The sequence below is a fragment of the Pseudomonas sp. MIS38 genome, from assembly GCF_019891575.1.
Classification (GTDB): Bacteria; Pseudomonadota; Gammaproteobacteria; order Pseudomonadales; family Pseudomonadaceae; genus Aquipseudomonas; species Aquipseudomonas putida_A.
In genome coordinates this window covers 168,994-187,383 of sequence record NZ_JAFLXF010000001.1, presented here as the reverse complement: position 1 = coordinate 187,383, position 18,390 = coordinate 168,994, and the positions used below count along the sequence as shown (strand labels likewise).

Genomic DNA, 18,390 nt, shown 5'->3' with positions numbered 1-18,390 from the left:
TTTATCCCTCCCTTTACTGATTTTGTTCCTTCTATGTAATGGAGAGATTGATATGTCAAGCATTGATGTCCGTGAGAAATTTAAAAAGCATGAGCTCAGTGGCGAGGTCAGCTGTATCTTGTACGGCAAGGATGGCGAAAGTGGCGAAGAGAAAACTGAGTATAAATCTACCCATCTTTATGGAGATTACTCTGACAACATTTATGTGCATACAAGTAGCCATACTGAACATCATTCAGAAAATATTTTATTTTTATTCTCCAAGGATCTTATTCCAGGTACATATCACTATTTTCCAGACTTCCCCAATGTAATTGATTTTGTATGCGACGCGCGATATGCCCCTGCATGGAGGCCTCAATCTGGATTATTCGTACTGGAAAAAAATAGCTCTGGAGTTATTAAAGGAAAATTTAGGTTTCATAAGGAACCAGGGAATAAGGGGTTCGCAGTTTCGGATGGTGAGTTTTTTGTAAATTTCCCTACTTCTGCTTCGTAGGAAAGGGCGGGAAAGGAGAATCCAAGTGTCTAGTCCTGAAATAGGTTTAAACCATTTCAAGACTAGACACCCCTTTGCTCTCATCACGCAGTTGGTGCCCTGTGGGAGCGGGCTTGCTCGCGAATGCGGAACGTCATTCAACATTATTGTTGCTGACCCACCGTATTCGCGAGCAAGCCCGCTCCCACAGGGTTTTGTGTAAGTATCGGGGCCGCCGATGTCACTTGTCGTGATCAATATCCAGCTTGGTAAACGTCACCTGCCCACCCTCACTGGTATACCCGGTGTTGTCCTGCACATACACCCCCGCCTTGAAGTACAGCGGCTTGTTGCGCCACGTCGCGCTGATTTGTGAATCCCACTGATAACCCGCTGCGCTCACGCCCAGTGCACCGCCGGGGCTGAGGTGGATCAGGTAGTTGAATTCGCGGTCGAGTTTGATGCCGGTGGCGAGGGTGATGACGCGGCTTTCATCGTCATCGGGGTGCATGCGCACCTTGATCACCAGGTTGCCGGTTTCAGTTTTGGTCTTGTACTGGTATTCGAGTTTCACCATCGGCTTCTGGCTTTCATACGCGTGGATCTGGCCGATGACGATCTTGCCCGAGCTGGGCACCTTGTTCACCGCGAGGGTTGCGCGCAGGGTGTTGTCGGCGTCCGGGTAATACCAGTTGCGCAGGGTGCCGTTGCTGAAGGTTTCGCGCAGTTCGGTGCGCGGGTAGATGGCGTTTTCGGTTTTCGACCCGGTTACCGGTGACCAGAAAAACAGCGTGCCGGTGTCGGAATGGAAGTACTGATCCTTGAAGCCATTCACCAGTTTGGAGGTTTCGACGGTGTACGGCGGACTGCCGACGGGAACGCTGAGGTTCCAGGTTGCGAGATCGATCATGTCGGTTCTTCCACTCAATTCATCCTGAACGCGAGTGCCAGAAGCTCTAGCCCGCGCCTTTTCGGGCGGCAGTTATAAGCGTAGAGGAGTTTTTTGTTAACGCCCGTTTGGCAGATGATTGGCGTCAACATCCTGTCGAAATGCCATCTGTGCCGGTTTTCGGGGGCTGCAGGGGTGACCGTTAGTCGGTAAGTCGCCGCTTTGGCTAAATGATGGCGGCGTGACAGCTTCTGCTTTCACAGATCCGCGACTAGAGTGATGGCTCAGTAACTGTACGGTTTTCCCAAGAACCGGCCGATAGTCCGACAAGAGATGTCCCGACAAGAGAAGCAGCATGGAATGCGCGCAACCCCAGCCAGGTGAAGGCAGCTCTGTCCTTTTGATCGTTGATGATTACCCTGAAAACCTGATCAGCATGCGCGCGTTGCTGCAGCGTCAGGATTGGCACGTCATGACCGCCGCCTCCGGCTTCGAGGCACTCAATCTGCTGCTCGAACACGACGTCGATCTGGTGCTGCTGGACGTGCAGATGCCAGGAATGGACGGTTTTGAAGTCGCGCGGCTGATGCGCGGCAGCCAGCGCACACGTCTCACGCCGATCATTTTCCTCACCGCCAACGAACAGTCCCAGGACGCCGTGATCAAGGGCTACGCCAGTGGCGCGGTGGATTACCTGTTCAAGCCGTTCGATCCGCAGATCCTCAAGCCCAAAGTCCAGGCATTGCTCGAACACCAGCGCAACCGCCGCGCCTTGCAGCGCCTGAGTCATGATCTGGAGGTCGCGCGGGCCTTCAATGCCTCGGTGCTGGATAACGCGGCGGAAGGAATATTGGTGCTCGGCGAGGACGGTTTGATCCGCTTCGCCAACCCGGCGATTTCGCGGCTGCTGAATGCGCCGGTGAAAGAGCTGGAGGGCAAGGAATTTCTCGATTATCTGCAGAAACCGCACATCCCGCTGTGGGCTGATTCCGAGTTGTTGGCCGGCTATAAACGCGGGGAGACCTTGCGTCTGCACGATGCGTTGTTGCGGACGGCGCCGGGGCAACAGGTGCCGGTGGCGTTGTCCTGTGCGCCGCTGCCCGCCGAGCAGCGGGCGATGGTGGTGACGGTGCTGGACATGTCAGTGGTGCGTCACCTGCATCAGCAGCTGGAATTTCAGGCGGTCACCGATCCGTTGACCGGTCTGCTCAATCGCCGGGGCTTTTATCAGACGGTGGAAAACCTGCTGCTGCGCGGTGAACGCAGCGACAGCAGTTGGGTGCTGCTGTATCTGGATCTCGATGGCTTTAAACGGGTCAACGATTCCCTTGGCCACGATGCCGGCGACCGGGTGCTGCGCTGGGTCTCCGAGCAGTTGAAGGCGTGCTTAAGGCCGTTCGATATTCTCGCGCGCATGGGCGGTGACGAGTTCACGGCGTTGCTCGATCTGGAGTTCCCCGAGCAAGCGGCGAAGATTGCCGAGAAACTCATCGAGCGGGTGTCGATCTGTCAGCAGATCGAAGGGCTGGACATCGCCCTCGGCGCGAGTATCGGCATCGCCACTTACCCGGACTGCGGCTCGAACCTCGACGGCTTGCTGCGCGCCTCGGACATCGCCATGTATGAGGCGAAGCGCGCCGGGCGTCAGCAGTATCGTTTTTATGATCACGAAATGAACGGTCGCGCCCGCTCGCGGCTGATGCTCGAGGAAAGCGTGCGCAACGCCATCGAGAACCGCGATTTCAATCTGGTGTATCAGCCACAGGTCGCGATCGACAGCGGGCAGATCCGCGGTTTCGAGGCGTTGCTGCGCTGGCAGCATCCGAGCGTCGGCGATGTGCCGCCGGGGCTGTTCCTGCCGTTGCTGGAAGAGGCACGGCTGATCAGTCGGCTCGGCAGTTGGATCTATCATCGCGGCGCCGGCCAGCGCAAAGCCTGGGAAACGTTGTTTGCCGAAGATCTGGTGCTCGGCGTGAGTTTGAGCAACACCCAGTTCGGTCTGCCGAACCTGGTCACCGAATTGCGTCAGGTGCTTGAGCGGCACGCGCTGGAGCCACGGCAACTGGAGGTGGAAATCACCGAAGACGCGCTGATGCACAACCCCGACGAGACCCGCAAACAGCTGCGCCTGCTACGCAATCTCGGGGTGCGGGTGGCGCTGGATGATTTCGGTTCAGGGCCGTGCTCGCTGGCGCATCTGCGTGATCTGGAGCTGGACACGCTCAAGCTTGATCGACACCTGATTGCGCGGCTGCCGGATTCGACGCGCGACGCGGCGCTGGTCAGCAACGTGATCAATCTGTGCAAGCAGTACGGTTTGCTGGTGATCGCCGAAGGCGTGGAAACCATCGAGCAGTACCAATGGCTGCAAGCGCATGGCTGCGAATATGTGCAGGGTTTCCTGGTGGCGCGCCCGCTGACCTCCGAAGACGCCGCCAGCTTCGCCGAGCCCTTCGACTGGGGCGCGCTGCCGGTTTGAATTCGCTACACTGGCGCTCTTTTCGAACCGTATTGCCGTGCCCATGACTGCGTTGAAATACCTCCAGGCCTATCCCGCGCAATTGCAGGATCAGGTGCGCCAACTGATCGCCGAACAGCGTCTGGGTGACTACCTGAGCCAACGCTATCCGGGGCGTCACGATGTGCAGAGCGACAAGGCGCTGTACAGCTACGCGCTGGACCTGAAGCAGGAATACCTGCGCAACGCGCCGGCCATCGACAAGGTGCTGTTCGACAACCGCCTCGACCTGACGCACCGCGCGCTGGGCCTGCACACCACGGTTTCAAGGGTGCAGGGCGGCAAGCTCAAGGCCAAGAAAGAGATTCGCATCGCCTCGTTGTTCAAGGAGGCGGCCCCCGAGTTCCTGAAGATGATCGTCGTGCATGAACTGGCGCACTTCAAGGAGTCGGATCACAACAAGGCCTTCTATAAATTGTGCGAACACATGCTGCCGGGGTATCACCAGATCGAGTTCGATCTGCGGGTATACCTGACGTGGCGCGATTTGTAGGAGCTGCCGAAGGCTGCGATCTTTTGATCTTTTAATTAACGGAGCCCATGCATGGACGTCAGCAAGACCAAAAGCAGCTTTTACCGGCGCCTGTACGTGGCCTACCTGATCGACAGCGGCCTGGCCCCAAGCGTCCCGGCGCTGACCGAAGTGACCGGCATGCCCCGGCGCACGGCGCAGGACACGATCGCCGCGCTGGCGGATCTGGACATCGTCTGTGAATTCGAGCAGGAAGAGGGCGCGCGCAATCATGCCGGGCGCTATCGGATTCGTGAATGGGGGGCGATTGATCGCGGGTGGATCGAGCGTAATCTGCGGCAGATCAAGGCTGTGCTGGAGTATCCCTGAGTTTCGCAGTGCCTGAGCTGACGCCTTCGCGAGCAAGCCCGCTCCCACAGTAGACCGAGTTCCTTCAGATGGAATGCGATCAAAATGTGGGAGCGGGCTTGCTCGCGAAGGGGCCCTCAAGGACGACGCATGCCTATGTGCGGAATGTCATCCTCCAGATACTCCTCACCCGCCACCACAAACCCGTACCTGCCGTAATATCCCTGCAAATGCGCCTGCGCCGACAGATAGATCGGCACCTGCGGCCAATGCTTCCCGGCCTGTTTCAGTGCGTGTTCCATCATCACATGCCCCAGCCCTTTGCCACGGCCCTGCGGCGCGATGATCACGCGGCCAATCACCACGTCACCGCCCTGGGACTCGGGATCAAGCAGGCGCAGATAGGCCATCAACTGATCATCTTCCCAACCCATGAGGTGATGGGTGTCGCCGCCCAGATCCTGGCCGTCGAGGTCCGGGTAGGCGCATTTCTGTTCGACCACGAACACCTCCGAGCGTAGCTTCAGCAGTGCGTACAACTCTTCTTTGCCCAGATCACTGTGATGCTTGCAGACCCACTCGATTGTCATCTTCCGACTCCTTGAACTCCGTCGCCCGATACTAAGGGCACTGGCGCCGGATGTCTGTATGGCGGAACAGTCTGTGACAAAGGTCAAAATGCCATCATTCCTTTCTCGCGATAGCGGCTGCTTTGTGTAATCTGCTGGAAAGCGCTGTGCACTGGCTTCAATGAGCTACTGTTAGGGCCTGGGTTTCGCCGGTAAGGGGCCTTGGGGTTTTGACTGAAAACACGCTGGGCAGCCCGCCCGCTAAGGATTTTCAAGCATGCCGCGACTGCATCGAGCCTTTGCTTTGATCGGATTGCTCTTGCTGGCCCAAACCGCCTCAGCGGAGAAGTTGCGACTGGTGTTTGATATCTGGCCGCCCTTTACCGACGACACGCTGGTCAACGGTGGTCTGGCCACCGACATCGTCAGCACCGCGCTGGCGCGGGCCGGTTATGCCAGCGACTATGAACAGGTACCTTGGGCGCGGGCACTGCTGGGGGTGGGCGAAGGACGATACGACGTGCTGGTCAACGCCTGGTACAACGACGAACGGACCAAAATCGGCCAGTTCTCTGGCGAATACCTGCTCAACCGCATCCGCTTTCTCAAGCGCAAGGACACGCCGCTGGAGTACGGCAGCCTGGAACAACTGCACACCTACCCGGTGGCGGTGGTGCGCGGTTATGCCTACTCGCAGGCCTTCGATGCCGATACCGCACTGGAGAAAGTCCCTGTGCATAACTTCGCCATGGCCGTGCGCATGCTGGCGGCGGACCGGGTCAAGCTGACCCTGGAGGATGAGTACGTCGCGCGCTATTACCTGGCCCGCGAATCAGCCAAAGTGCGCAACGCCGTGGAGTTTCTGCCCAAGCCGCTGAGCGAGAACAGCCTGCATATTCTGGTAAGCCTGAAGAATCCGCAGCATGAGCAGATTGTGGCCGGGTTTGATAAGGCGATTGCGGCGATGAAGGCGGATGGCAGTTATGACAAGTTGCTGCGCCAGCATGGGATGTGAGAGCTGATCCAGAATTTGTTAAGTGGCTGATGGCCCTATCGCGAGCAGGCTCACTCCTACAGTTTGAAATGCGTTCCCTTGTAGGAGTGAGCCTGCTCGCGATGGCGTCTGATCAGCCGCCGCTGACCTCACTGGTGTCTTTGATCAAATGCGCCGCCAACGTGCGCAACGGCCCCAGCTGCCGGCAGATCAACGCCAGTTGCGTCTGCACCAGTCGCTGTCCTTCATCGATCTCGTCCGGCATCTGCTCCAGCTCATTGGCCAGCGCTTCTTCTTCGTCACTCTGAATCGCCACCGGTTGCTTGTTCGCCAGGCCCTGGGCAATGTCGTCGATGCTCGCGGCCAGTTTCACTCCGGAGCCGTCTATCAGTTGTTCACGCACGTCTGCCGGTAGCTGCGTTTCGCGATGCGCGCCCAACCCGGAGAGGTAGCTGAGCAGGGTGTGCGACAGCACCAGAAAACGGAAACCGACGTCCGCTTCCTTACGGAAATGCCCCGGCTCCATGAGCATGTTCGCCAGCGTTGTCGACAGCGCCGCATCAGCGTTGTGCGCGTTGCGTCGGGCCAGGCGATAGGCGAGGTCGTCGCTCTTGCCGGCAGCGTATTGCTGCATGATCTGGCGCAGGTAGATGCTGTTGCAGGTCAGGGTGTTGGCCAGCACCTTGTTCAGGCGTCGGCCCTGCCAGTCCGGCAGGAACAGGAACACCGTCAGGCCGGCGATCAGACTGCCGAGCAGGGTATCGAACAGGCGCGGCAGGAACAGCCCGTAGCCATCGCCGATCTGGTTGAAGCAGAACAGCACCATGATCGTGATCGCGGCGGTCGCCACCGTGTAGCGCGTGGTGCGGTTGGTAAAGAACACCACCCCGGCGGCGATCGCGAAGCACGACTGCACCAGCGGGCTGGGGAACAGATCGAACAGCGCCCACGCCACGGTCAGGCCGATGGCGGTGCCGAGAATCCGCTGACCGAGCTTGCGCCGGGTCGCGCCGTAGTTCGGCTGGCAGACGAACAGCGTGGTGAGGATGATCCAGTAACCCTGCGACGGGTGAATCAGATGCACCATGCCGTAGCCGATACTCAGTGCCAGCGGCAAGCGCAGGGCATGGCGGAACAGCAACGAGGTCGGCGTCAGCTGGGTGCGCAAGCGAATCCACACGTCCTTGAGGTTGCGCGGTGAGCGGTCGAGCAGGCTGCTGTCGGTGGCGTCCGCCAAGGCATCCGGGTTGCTCGCGTCGCTGAGCAAACGGTCGAGGGTGCCGAGGTTGGCGGCCAGGGCACGCAGCGAGCGCAGGAGGCCGCGCCACGCCGGATTGCTCTGGATGCGCAGGTGTTCAAGGGAGGCATCGAGGTCAGTCAGTGCTTCGGCAAAACTGGCGTCGTAGACGAACGGCTGGCGCATCTGGATCGATTCGGCCAGCGCGCGGCAGGCCTTGCCCTGCTGGCGCAACAAACGCTGGCAGCGGAACAGCACGTCGCTGTGGAAGAACGCATCGGCCAGCGCGTTATACGGATAGTGCGAAGAGCTGGCGCGTTCGTGGATGTCCTGGGCGAGGAAATACAGCTTCAGATAACGGCTGACTTTCGACCCCGGGCGACCGTTGCCGACCCGGTGCAGAATGATTTCCTTGGCACTGTTCAGCGCGGCGACCACGCGACCGTTTTGCTGCGCCAGTTCCAGCCGTCGACCTTCGACATCCAGTTTGCGGATCGGCTCGAACAGCGAGGCTTTCAGCTTCAGGTAGAAACCCAGTTCACGGAACAGCCGCGCCAGACTCTGCTGCACCGGCTGGTTGGAAAACATCGCTTGCCACAGCACCGAGAGCAGGCCGTACCACGCGGCACCCGCCACCAGCAGCATCGGTTCGTGCCAGAAATCGGTGACCGCGCCGCCGCGCTGATCCACGCCGATCATGGTGTAAACCGACAGAATCAAGGTCGCCGAGGCAATCGCGCCATAACGCTCGCCGAGTGCGCCGAGCATGGTCAGGCCGAAGCTGGCCAAGGCCAGGGCGATGGCGAACACGATGGGGTAGGGGAAGAGCAGTTCCACCGACAGCGCGGCGATACTGAAACACACCAGTGTCACTGCCAGTGCGTTGAGACGGCCCTGCCAACTGTCGTCGGTCTCGGCCAGGGCGCTGGCGATGATCCCGAGGAACAATGGGATCAGCAGGCCCATTTCATCCTGATACCAACACAGCGCCATGCTGCCGGTCAGGGCGATGAACACCCGCACGCTGTAGCTGAATTTATCCAGCGCCCACAGGCGCCGCAAAGACTGACGAAACGAGGTCGAGGACATGAAGTGCGAAGGCCTTCCGAGGCGATGCCGCTAAATTGAGCCAGTAATGACGCCGACGCAATGGCGCCGATCACATCTGACAGCAAAAAGTGTTCCTTACTGCATCACACATAACAACTGTGGGAGGGGGCTTGCTCCCGAAAGCGGTGTGTCATTCAACATGTATGTCGACTGATCCAGCGCATTCGCGAGCAAGCCCGCTCCCACAGTTTTTTGATTTGTGTTGGATCAGACGTACTGCGCAGCCGCGTACCCCGAGGCCCAGGCCCACTGGAAGTTGAAACCGCCCAGATGCCCGGTGACGTCGAGCACTTCGCCGACAAAATACAGCCCCGGGCTTTTCAGCGACTCCATGGTCTTGGACGACACTTCGCGGGTATCGACGCCACCCAGCGTGACCTCGGCGGTGCGATAGCCTTCGGTGCCGGCCGGGACGACTTTCCAGCTGCCGAGCTTGTCGGCGATCTGCGCCAGTTCGGCGTGGGTGTATTGCTTCATCGGTTTGGAAACGAACCAGTTGTCCGCCAGCAGGTTGGCCATCTTCTTGGTGAAGATCTCGCCGAGCAGGGTTTTCAGTTCACTGTTCGGGCGTTCGGCCACTTGCTGTTGCAGCCATGCCGCGGTGTCGTGATCCGGCAGCAGGTTGATCTCCACGGTGTCGCCCGGCTCCCAGAACGACGAGATCTGCAGAATCGCCGGGCCGCTGAGGCCACGGTGAGTGAACAGAATATTCTCGCGAAAGCTCTGGTCGTTGCAGCTGACCAGACAATCCACCGAAGTACCGGACAGCTCGGTGCACAGTTCCTTGAGCTGATCAGTGATGGTGAACGGCACCAGTCCGGCGCGAGTCGGCAGCAGTTCATGGCCAAACTGCTTGGCGACCTGATAACCGAAACCGGTGGCGCCCAGCGTCGGGATCGACAGGCCGCCAGTGGCGATCACCAGCGACTGGCACTGGAGCTGGCCGAGGGTGGTGTCGAGCAGGTAGCCGTTTTCGACTTTCTCGATGGTCTGGATCGAGGTGTCCAGGTGCAGCTCGACGCCGACCTGATCGCACTCGTCGAGCAGCATGCCGAGGATGTCGCTGGATTTGTTATCGCAGAACAGCTGACCGAGTTTCTTCTCGTGGTAGGGCACGCCGTGCTTGGCGACCATGCCGATGAAATCCCACTGGGTGTAGCGCGCCAGTGCCGATTTGCAGAAATGCGGATTACCCGAGAGGAAATTGGCGGGTTCGGTGTACATGTTGGTGAAATTGCAGCGGCCACCACCGGACATCAGGATTTTCTTGCCGGCCTTGTTCGCGTGGTCGAGCAGCAGCACCTGACGCCCACGCCCGGCGGCGGTCAGTGCACACATCAACCCTGCGGCGCCAGCGCCAATGATCACGACTTCGGTAGAGCGCAAAACGGTGTCCTCTTGGTAGGTCGCTACAAAACAAACTGTGGGAGCGGGCTTGCTCGCGAATGCGGTATGTCAGTTGACACATAAGTCGCCTGATACACCGCATTCGCGAGCAAGCCCGCTCCCACAGGGGATCTTCTTTGCTTGGAAGATCGTTTACAAAACCCGCACGCGCAGCGAACGGCCCTTGATCTTGCCGTTGTTCAAGCGCTGCAGTGCCTGCATGACCACGGTGCGTTCAACCGCCACATACGACTGGAAGTCGAAGATCGCGATCTTGCCCACCTGCGCGCCCGGGATACCGGCGTCGCCGGTCAGTGCGCCGAGGATGTCGCCCGGACGCACTTTGTCTTTACGCCCGCCGGCGATGCACAGCGTGCTCATCGGTGGCTGCAGCGGGGCGCCGCCCTGGGACTTGAGGTTGTCGACCTGATCCCAGTTCAGCGGAGCTTTCTGCAGCTGTTCGATGGCTTGCGCGCGATGCGCTTCGGACGGCGCAACGAGGCTGACCGCGATGCCTTTCTCGCCGGCACGACCGGTACGGCCAACGCGGTGAATGTGGATTTCCGAGTCACGGGCCAGCTCGACGTTGATCACCATGTCCAGCGCATCGATGTCCAGACCACGGGCGGCCACGTCGGTGGCGACCAGGACCGACGTACTGCGGTTGGCGAACATCGCCAGCACCTGGTCGCGGTCACGCTGTTCCAGATCGCCATGCAGGCCGACGGCGGAGATGCCTTTGGAGGTCAGGTAATCGACTGTTTCCTGCACCTGCTGCTTGGTGAAGCAGAACGCCACGCAGGAGTCCGGGCGGAAGTGGTGCAGAACTTTGGTCACTGCGCTCATGCGCTCTTCCGGAGAAATTTCGTAGAAGCGCTGTTCGATCTGCGTGTCGTCATGGAACGCTTCGGCTTTCACCGTTTGCGGATCACGCATGAATTTCGACGCCAGTTGCTTGATGCCCACCGGATAAGTGGCGGAGAACAGCAGGGTCTGACGGCGTGCCGGAGTCTTTTCGATGATGTCTTCGATGGCGTCGTAGAAGCCCATGTCGAGCATGCGATCGGCTTCGTCGAGGATCAGCGTGTTCAGACCGTCGAGCACCAGCGAACCCTTGCGCAGGTGCTGCTGGATACGTCCCGGGGTGCCGACGATGATGTGCGCGCCGTGCTCCAGCGAAGCGATTTGCGGGCCGAACGACACGCCGCCGCACAGGGTCAGAACCTTGATGTTGTCTTCGGCACGGGCCAGACGCCGGACTTCCTTGGCGACCTGGTCGGCCAGCTCACGGGTCGGGCAGATCACCAGCGCCTGGCAACCGAAGTAGCGCGGGTTGATCGGGTTCAGCAGGCCGATGCCGAACGCGGCGGTCTTGCCGCTGCCGGTCTTGGCCTGGGCGATCAGGTCCATCCCCTTGAGGATCACCGGCAAGCTCTGCGCCTGGATCGGCGTCATCTGGGCATAACCGAGGGATTCGAGGTTAGCCAGCATGGCGGCGGACAGCGGCAGAGTATTAAAAGCGGTGGCGATGGTGGTCACGGGACTGGCCTGCAAAACAAAATGTCGCGCAGTGTAGCAGCCCCGTGCCACTTTCCTCGAAAGTTCTGGACGAACAGTGCCTGATTTCATTCCCCCAGGCTTTCCTTGAATGAAGATAAACCTGTGGCGAGGGAGCCTTTGTGGCGAGGGGATTTATCCCCGATGGGGTGCGCAGCACCCCCTGAAAAGGTTGAACGCGATCAGCCAGATGTACTGAGGCGGCAGATTATGGGGCTGCTGCGCAGCCCATCGGGGATAAATCCCCTCACCACAAAAGCATTCACAAGACATGACACTGCCTAGTGTTCAATGTGCTCATCCGGATGTTCATCCGGGCGTTTGACCCGGCGACCGTCCTCTTTCGACAGTTGCGAGAAGATCGTCGCTGCCAGCATCGCCATGATTCCGACGGTAACAAAGGTCAGCTGGAACGCACCCAGCACGGTTTCGACGCCATCGTTGCCGATCTCCGCCGTGAAGCCACCAAGCAACGCACCGGCACAGGCCACGCCCAGACTCAGCGACAATTGCGCCACCACCGACAGCAAGCTGTTGCCGCTGCTGGCGCTGGCGTCGTCGAGGTCGATCAGGGTCACGGTGTTCATCGCGGTGAATTGCAGCGAGTTGATCGCGCCGAGAACTGCCAGCAGGCACAACAGCAGCCAGTACGGCGTCTGCTCGCTGACCAGGCCCATGCTCGCCAGCATGATTCCCAGCGCCAGAGTGTTGCCGGTGAGCACAATGCGATAGCCGAGGCGTTCGATCAGCGGCCGCGCCATCCACTTGGCAAACATCGCCGCTGCAGCCAGCGGCAACATGCTCATTCCGGCTTGCGATGGCGAATAACCCAGCGCCACCTGTAGCAGCAATGGCACCAGAAACGGCAGGGCGCCGCTGCCCAGGCGGGCGAACAGGTTGCCGATAATTCCGACCGCGAAAGTCCTGGTCTTGAACAGCGAAGGGGCGAACAGCGGGTTTTCGACGCGCCCGGCGCGCAGCCAGTACGCCGCCAGACAGGCCAGACCGCCGAACAGCAGCAACATCACCCGCAGATGCGGCAAGTGCAATTCGCCCAGACCTTCCATGGCGATGGTGATCAGGATCATCGCCGCGCCGAACAGCAGGAAACCGAGGCTATCGAAGCGCGTGCGTTCAGTACCGCGCAGGTCGGGAATGAACTTCCACACCGCGTAGCAGCCGAGAACACCGACCGGCAGGTTGATCAGGAAAATCCAGTGCCACGTCAGGTATTGCACCATCCAGCCGCCCATGGTCGGGCCGATCAGCGGGCCGAGCAGACCGGGAATGGTGATGAAGCCCATGATCCGCACCAGTTCCGAACGCGGGTAGGCGCGCAGCACCACCAGCCGTCCGACCGGCAGCATCAATGCGCCGCCCAGACCCTGGATCACCCGCGCGCCGACCAGCATGCTCAGGCTGCTCGATAACGCGCAGAGCAGCGAGCCGAAACTGAACAGCAGGATCGCGCCGAAGAAGATCTTCTTGGTGCCGAAGCGATCGGCGATCCAGCCCGAGGCCGGAATCAGCAAGGCCACGGTGAGCATGTAGGCGATGACCACACCTTGCATGCGCAACGGGTCTTCGGCCAGATCCCGGGCCATGGCCGGCAGGGCGGTGTTGAGGATGGTCCCGTCGAGGGACTGCATGAAGAACGCAATGGCGACGACCCACGGCAACCAGCGGGCGGTGATGGCGTCGAGAGGCGGGCGTGTGGGCATGGAACCTCTTGTGGGTGGTTAATCCAAATGGCTTGTTGTGCATGAAACTCTGTGGTGAGGGGATTTATCCCCGATGGACTGCGCAGCAGTCCCCTGCATTTGATTTTAAAAGCGGGGCCGCTACGCGACCCATCGGGGATAAATCCCCTCGCCACAGGGTTCACTCCAGTACTTGATCCCAAGGTGTGCTGGAGGTTTGCGTTTACAGGGTCAAGGTCAGTCGGCTCACCAGCGCCCCCGGCAGCAGTGCCGACGAGGTATTGCGCTGGCTATACGTGCTCGCCGACAGCAGCAACTCACGCTCGGCGGTCAATGCTTCCAGCTGCGAACCCAGCAGACTGTAAGCGCTGTCGTCGAAGCGCATGGTGCTGACCGGCGCCTGAATCTCGCCGTTCTCGACCCAGAAAGTTGCGAAGCGAGTCATGCCGGTCAGGCGCGCCGCCGGTTGATCCGAGTAGTTCAGGTACCACAAATTGCTGATGTACAGCCCGGTGCCCAACTGCTTGAGGATCTCTGCCTGTGACAGATCACCGGCGGCCATGTTCAGTGCACTTGGCATTTCACCGCCGCTGGCGCCGTTGGCGGTCAGGCCGTATTCGGCGGCACTGCGCGAACCGACCAGTTGATCACCGGCCTTGCCTTCGACGATCAGCCGCAGATCGCTGCGCGGATAACCCTCCCCGGAGAATGCCGGGCTCAACGAACCGCTGACTTGCTCATCCAGCGAGACCAGCGGACTGAACGTCTGATCGCCGACATACAGCTTCTGCAGCGGGCTGCTTTTGCTGGCAATCGACTGCGCCGAGAAGCCGCCCCAGCTGAGCATGCCCATGATTTCTTCCAGCGCGGCCGGCGCCAGGTACGCGCGGTATTGCCCCGGTGCGAGGGTGCGTAACGGTCGACCAAGGAACGCCAGTTGCTCGCGGGCCTGCTGGAAGCGGCGGGTGAAGCCTTCGCTGCTCCACTCGTGCCCGGCGTAGCTGGCTTTCACTGCTTCGCCGTTGTCGTGGAACAGGCTGAAGTCGAAGTTGAAGCTGTTGGCCTGATGCCAGCCGAACGCCCCCGAGGAACTGGCGAAACCACGGCTGATCGGGCCGGCAGCATAGAAGCCGACCAGATCCAGACCTTCAGCAGCGGTGCAGATTTCCTCGACTACCTGCTCGGTGTCCGGCAGCGGATGTTCCTGCACGTTGTTGCTCTGCCAGCCGTTGTGGTTGAGCAGCAGGTACGGATCCTGTGGCAGCAGCGGCAGGGTTTCGCGCAGTTGTTGCAGGCCTTCGGCGAGGCGTTGCAGATCGGCTTCCTGATCACCGGACAGGGTGATGTGCAGATCGGCGTGACGCCCGTCGTTGATCAGCTTCAGCCCGACGTCGGCTTGCTGCACCTGGCCGGCCTGACGCACCTTAGCGTGATTGAAACGCACGAACGCCGAGGATTCGGCGGCGTAACTGAGGGTGAATTGTTCCGGCTCGCGCACACTGTCGCGCAGCCAATTGACCATGACCTTGAAGGCGTCGGACTGACTCTTCGAAATGCTCATCAGGCGTCTCCCCCAAACACATCAACGTTGCTGAATACGCAGGCCGGTGAAGCGTGGCCGACGCGGATCACCTGGTTCGGCTCGCCCTTGCCGCAGTTTGGCGTGCCCAGCACCATTCGGGTGCCGGCATTGCCGACCGCGCGCAGACTCTTCCAGAAGTGCGCGGAAATGCCCCGGTAGTTCGGATTTTTCACCACACCCTTGAGTTCACCGTTCTCGATCAACTGACCCCACTCGCAACCAAACTGGAATTTGTTGCGCGCATCGTCAATCGACCACGAACGGTTGGTGCTCATCAGAATGCCGTGCTCGATGCCGCTGATCAGTTGCGTCAGCGACTGATCGCCCGGCTCGATGTTGAGGTTGGCCATGCGGTCGATCGGCGGCCGGTTCCAGCCGCAGGCGCGGCTGTTGGCAACCCCGTCGAGACCGGCGCGGAACTGCGACAGCGCGCCGCCCAGTGGCCGCAACAGCAAGCCTTCGCGAATCAGGAATTGTTTGCTGGCCTTGGTCCCGTCGTCATCGTGGCCGTAGCTGGCCAGCTCTTCGGGAATGTCTGGGTCGAAGGTCACGTTGAGCAGCTTCGAACCGTATTGCAGGCTGCCGAAGTCGCTGGTTTTGACGAAGCTGGTGCCGGCGTAATTGCGCTCGTCACCGAGGATCCGGTCGAGCTCCAGCGGGTGACCGATGGACTCGTGAATCTGCAGCATCATCTGGTCAGGCATCAGCAATAGATCGCGCGGGCCTTGCGGGGTGTTCGGCGCGAGCAGCAGTTGCAGGGCCTGATCGGCCACCTTCGGGCCGGCGCCGACCAGGCCGCAACGGCTGATCACGTCCGCGCCACCCTGCTGGCCGAAGTTCTCGCGGCCGAGGCTGCGGGTCTGGCTGTCGTTGCCGTCGTAGGCGGTGACGTCGAGGCTTGGATAGACGAAGCGCTGGGCCTGGCGCAATTCGGCGCCGGCGCTGCTCAGGTAGATCTGCTCGACGTGGGTGATGCCGATGCTCGCTTCCCAATTCACCAGGCGCTCATCCTTTGGCACCGAGGCGGATTCCGCGCCGAGCAGCTCGAAGCATTCGCTCAGGGACGGGAAGGGTTGCTCAAGATTGGGCGAAAAGTAATCAGCGCGATCGCTCGACACCGGCTGGTTGCGCAGGTCGAGCAAGGCGTGCGGCTTCAGTCGCCGGGCCTGCTGTTCGGCGCGCTCAAGGGCGGCTTGCAGGCCTTGCTGCGACAGGTCGTTGGTCGCCGCGTAAGCCTCGACGCCGTTGACGCGCACAGTGAGCATCGCGCCTTCGTCGCGGCTCAGGCTTGGCGGCTCGGCGACGTTCTTGCGCACCGACAGGTACTGGCCGGACTCGCGTACATACCGCAGGGAAAAAAACTCGGCGCCCGTGCGCAAGGCAGCGAAGCGCTGCTTGAGCTGGGGGTGGAAATCGAACATTCGGGAACCTCCTTGTTATGGAGTTGCGGGGTGAAGCGATTCGGCGGGGAGGGGGGAAACGATTGCGCGAGGTCTAGAGTAGGCCTGCGTGGGGGTAGGATCAAGTGAAGAGGGGGTGTAGGAGGATTTACTGTGCAGCAGGGAGATGGAGGCTGATTTGCAGGGCCTCATCGCGAGCAGGCTCACTCCTACAGTTAATCTCCAGTGTTCACATAATGCGTGTTCACTGGAGATCCTTGTAGGAGTGAGCCTGCTCGCGATTAGCCGTGACGCGGTGTAATGGAATTACTGAGCAACAGGCGTGATATCACGCATCGGCTTGCTTTTCACCGGCGCATTGCCAGCGACGTAGTAGGCAGCGGTGCTACGCGGCAGAGGCTTGCGGCCACGGATCTTGTCGGCGATTTTCTCGGCGATCATGATCGTCGGCGCGTTCAGGTTACCGGTGGTGATGATCGGCATGATCGAAGCGTCGACCACACGCAGGCTCTGCATACCGTGCACGCGACCTTCGCCATCCACTACGGCCATCTCGTCGGTGCCCATCTTGCACGAGCAGGACGGGTGGAACGCGGTTTCGGCGTGCTCGCGGATGAACTTGTCCAGCTGCTCATCGGTTTGCACGTCGATGCCCGGGCTGATTTCGCGGCCACGGAAAGCGTCCAGCGCAGGCTGTTGCATGATTTCGCGGGTCAGGCGGATGCCGTCACGGAACTCCTGCCAGTCCTGCTCGGTGGCCATGTAGTTGAACAGGATGCTCGGGTGCTGACGCGGATCCTTGGACTTCAACTGGATGCGACCACGGCTCGGCGAACGCATGGAACCCATGTGCGCCTGGAAGCCGTGCTCTTTCACACCGTTGCTGCCGTTGTAGTTAATCGCTACCGGCAGGAAGTGGTACTGGATGTTCGGCCACTCGAATTCTGGACGCGAACGGATGAAACCGCCGGCTTCGAACTGGTTGCTGGCGCCGATGCCGGTGCCGTTGAACAGCCACTCGGCACCGATGGCTGGCTGGTTGTACCAGAGCAGCGACGGGTACAGCGAGACCGGTTGGGTGCAGGCATATTGCAGGTACAGCTCAAGGTGATCCTGCAGGTTTTCACCGACGCCCGGCAGGTCATGCACCACCGGAATGTCGAGGCTTTCCAGCAGTTTTGCCGGGCCGACGCCGGAGCGCTGCAGAATCTGCGGCGAAGCGATGGCGCCGGAGCACAGCAGAACTTCTTTGCGCGCTTTGGCTTCAACGCGCTCTTCTGCCGAACCGACCAGGTAACGCACGCCGACCGCACGCTTGCCTTCGAACAGAATCTTGTCGGTCAGGGCGTGGGTGACGATGGTCAGGGTCGAGCGCTTTTTCGCGACGTCGAGGTAGCCACGGGCGGTGGAAGCACGACGGCCGTTCGGCGTCACGGTGCGATCCATCGGGCCGAAGCCTTCCTGCTGGTAGCCGTTCAAGTCTTCGGTGCGCGGGTAACCGGCCTGCACGCCGGCTTCAACCATGGCGTGGAACAGCGGGTTGTTGCCCGCCTTCGGCGTGGTCACGCTGACCGGGCCGTCGCCACCGTGGTAGTCGTTCGGGCCGATATCGCGGGTTTCCGCTTTACGGAAGTACGGCAGGCAGTCGAGGTACGACCAGTCTTCCAGACCTGGCAGCTTCGCCCAGCCGTCGTAGTCCATCGCGTTGCCACGGATGTAGCACATGCCGTTGATCAGCGAGGAGCCGCCAAGGCCTTTGCCGCGACCGCACTCCATCCGGCGGCCGTCCATGTGTGGCTCCGGATCGGTTTCGTACGCCCAGTTGTAGCGACGACCCTGCAGCGGGAATGCCAGCGCGGCCGGCATTTGCGTGCGGAAGTCGAAGCGGTAGTCCGGGCCGCCTGCTTCGAGCAGCAGCACGGTGACGCCTTCGTCTTCAGTCAGACGGGTCGCCAGGGTGTTACCGGCCGAGCCGGCACCGATGATGATGTAATCGAATTCTTGGGACATTGAATGCACCCTCTTTAGATGTGGTCAGGTCAAGATCGCCGGAACACTGCAAAACCTGTGCTGAGGAGAAAATCCCCTGTGGTGAGGGGATTTATCCCCGACCGGCTGCGCAGCAGTCCTGAAATCAGCGATTGAGATCT

Annotated in this window: 14 protein-coding genes; 5 read left to right on the top strand and 9 right to left on the bottom strand. The window is 60.5% G+C overall.

The features are described 5' to 3' along the window. Positions 1-52: 52 nt before the first annotated feature. Positions 53-499 carry a hypothetical protein gene (locus J1G18_RS00785; protein WP_127646195.1) on the top strand — a complete coding sequence of 149 codons (447 nt, stop codon included), beginning with the start codon at positions 53-55 and terminating at the stop codon, positions 497-499. Positions 500-719: 220 nt separating this feature from the next. Here the strand turns inward: J1G18_RS00785 and J1G18_RS00780 are convergent, their stop codons facing one another. Then, entirely contained in the window at positions 720-1,388 is a 669-nt protein-coding gene (locus tag J1G18_RS00780; RefSeq protein WP_096795728.1) for a polysaccharide lyase family 7 protein, read from the bottom strand. Between the two features lie 334 nt (positions 1,389-1,722). Between J1G18_RS00780 and J1G18_RS00775 the strand changes: the two genes are divergently transcribed. Genes J1G18_RS00775 through J1G18_RS00765 form a run of 3 tightly spaced genes read left to right on the top strand, consistent with a single transcriptional unit; the run spans position 1,723 to position 4,726 of the window. Then, entirely contained in the window at positions 1,723-3,846 is a 2,124-nt protein-coding gene (locus tag J1G18_RS00775) for a putative bifunctional diguanylate cyclase/phosphodiesterase (RefSeq protein ID WP_223006946.1), read from the top strand. 43 nt (positions 3,847-3,889) lie between these two features. Then, the gene (locus tag J1G18_RS00770) at positions 3,890-4,378 is read left to right on the top strand and encodes a M48 family metallopeptidase (RefSeq protein WP_098966017.1); all 489 of its coding nucleotides are present in this window, start codon (positions 3,890-3,892) and stop codon (positions 4,376-4,378) included. 51 nt (positions 4,379-4,429) lie between these two features. After that, the gene (locus J1G18_RS00765; RefSeq protein ID WP_003229005.1) at positions 4,430-4,726 is read left to right on the top strand and encodes a helix-turn-helix domain-containing protein; all 297 of its coding nucleotides are present in this window, start codon (positions 4,430-4,432) and stop codon (positions 4,724-4,726) included. Positions 4,727-4,842: 116 nt separating this feature from the next. Here J1G18_RS00765 and J1G18_RS00760 read toward each other — a convergent pair whose 3' ends face one another. After that, entirely contained in the window at positions 4,843-5,295 is a 453-nt protein-coding gene (locus J1G18_RS00760; RefSeq protein WP_135296737.1) for a GNAT family N-acetyltransferase, read from the bottom strand. Positions 5,296-5,551: 256 nt separating this feature from the next. Between J1G18_RS00760 and J1G18_RS00755 the strand changes: the two genes are divergently transcribed. Then, positions 5,552-6,289, top strand: a complete 738-nt coding sequence (locus J1G18_RS00755; RefSeq protein WP_027610632.1) for a substrate-binding periplasmic protein — start codon at positions 5,552-5,554, stop codon at positions 6,287-6,289. Between the two features lie 112 nt (positions 6,290-6,401). On the opposite strand, the gene yccS is transcribed toward J1G18_RS00755, so the two are convergent. The 7 genes from yccS to betA all read right to left on the bottom strand — a co-directional run bounded on the left by yccS (position 6,402) and on the right by betA (position 18,250). Then, positions 6,402-8,594: a YccS family putative transporter gene (gene yccS, locus J1G18_RS00750; protein WP_223006945.1), complete on the bottom strand. Its 2,193-nt coding sequence runs from the start codon at positions 8,592-8,594 to the stop codon at positions 6,402-6,404. Between the two features lie 228 nt (positions 8,595-8,822). Continuing rightward, a complete protein-coding gene (locus J1G18_RS00745; protein WP_210556458.1) occupies positions 8,823-10,001 on the bottom strand; it encodes an NAD(P)/FAD-dependent oxidoreductase in 1,179 nt (392 codons plus the stop codon). Positions 10,002-10,154: 153 nt separating this feature from the next. Continuing rightward, positions 10,155-11,540 (bottom strand): ATP-dependent RNA helicase DbpA, encoded by a 1,386-nt coding sequence (gene dbpA / locus J1G18_RS00740; RefSeq protein ID WP_223006944.1) that lies wholly within the window; start codon positions 11,538-11,540, stop codon positions 10,155-10,157. A gap of 299 nt (positions 11,541-11,839) precedes the next feature. Further along, positions 11,840-13,279: a multidrug transporter subunit MdtD gene (gene mdtD / locus J1G18_RS00735; protein ID WP_047596520.1), complete on the bottom strand. Its 1,440-nt coding sequence runs from the start codon at positions 13,277-13,279 to the stop codon at positions 11,840-11,842. Positions 13,280-13,481: 202 nt separating this feature from the next. Then, on the bottom strand, positions 13,482-14,819 hold the full coding sequence (locus tag J1G18_RS00730) for a TldD/PmbA family protein (RefSeq protein WP_134787519.1): 1,338 nt from the start codon (positions 14,817-14,819) through the stop codon (positions 13,482-13,484). Then, a complete protein-coding gene (locus tag J1G18_RS00725; protein ID WP_223006943.1) occupies positions 14,819-16,261 on the bottom strand; it encodes a TldD/PmbA family protein in 1,443 nt (480 codons plus the stop codon). The genes J1G18_RS00730 and J1G18_RS00725 overlap by 1 nt, the downstream gene beginning before the upstream one ends. 285 nt (positions 16,262-16,546) lie before the next feature. Continuing rightward, complete coding sequence (gene betA, locus J1G18_RS00720; RefSeq protein WP_223006942.1) at positions 16,547-18,250, bottom strand: choline dehydrogenase; 1,704 nt, start codon at positions 18,248-18,250, stop codon at positions 16,547-16,549. Positions 18,251-18,390: the final 140 nt, after the last annotated feature.

What these genes read in the sequence shown, in the direction of transcription:
- J1G18_RS00785 (WP_127646195.1), top strand. Translation starts at nt 53, where the DNA reads ATGTCAAGCATTGATGTCCGTGAGAAATTTAAAAAGCATGAGCTCAGT.
- J1G18_RS00780 (WP_096795728.1), bottom strand. Translation starts at nt 1,388, where the DNA reads ATGATCGATCTCGCAACCTGGAACCTCAGCGTTCCCGTCGGCAGTCCG.
- J1G18_RS00775 (WP_223006946.1), top strand. Translation starts at nt 1,723, where the DNA reads ATGGAATGCGCGCAACCCCAGCCAGGTGAAGGCAGCTCTGTCCTTTTG.
- J1G18_RS00770 (WP_098966017.1), top strand. Translation starts at nt 3,890, where the DNA reads ATGACTGCGTTGAAATACCTCCAGGCCTATCCCGCGCAATTGCAGGAT.
- J1G18_RS00765 (WP_003229005.1), top strand. Translation starts at nt 4,430, where the DNA reads ATGGACGTCAGCAAGACCAAAAGCAGCTTTTACCGGCGCCTGTACGTG.
- J1G18_RS00760 (WP_135296737.1), bottom strand. Translation starts at nt 5,295, where the DNA reads ATGACAATCGAGTGGGTCTGCAAGCATCACAGTGATCTGGGCAAAGAA.
- J1G18_RS00755 (WP_027610632.1), top strand. Translation starts at nt 5,552, where the DNA reads ATGCCGCGACTGCATCGAGCCTTTGCTTTGATCGGATTGCTCTTGCTG.
- yccS (WP_223006945.1), bottom strand. Translation starts at nt 8,594, where the DNA reads ATGTCCTCGACCTCGTTTCGTCAGTCTTTGCGGCGCCTGTGGGCGCTG.
- mdtD (WP_047596520.1), bottom strand. Translation starts at nt 13,279, where the DNA reads ATGCCCACACGCCCGCCTCTCGACGCCATCACCGCCCGCTGGTTGCCG.
- J1G18_RS00730 (WP_134787519.1), bottom strand. Translation starts at nt 14,819, where the DNA reads ATGAGCATTTCGAAGAGTCAGTCCGACGCCTTCAAGGTCATGGTCAAT.
- J1G18_RS00725 (WP_223006943.1), bottom strand. Translation starts at nt 16,261, where the DNA reads ATGTTCGATTTCCACCCCCAGCTCAAGCAGCGCTTCGCTGCCTTGCGC.
- betA (WP_223006942.1), bottom strand. Translation starts at nt 18,250, where the DNA reads ATGTCCCAAGAATTCGATTACATCATCATCGGTGCCGGCTCGGCCGGT.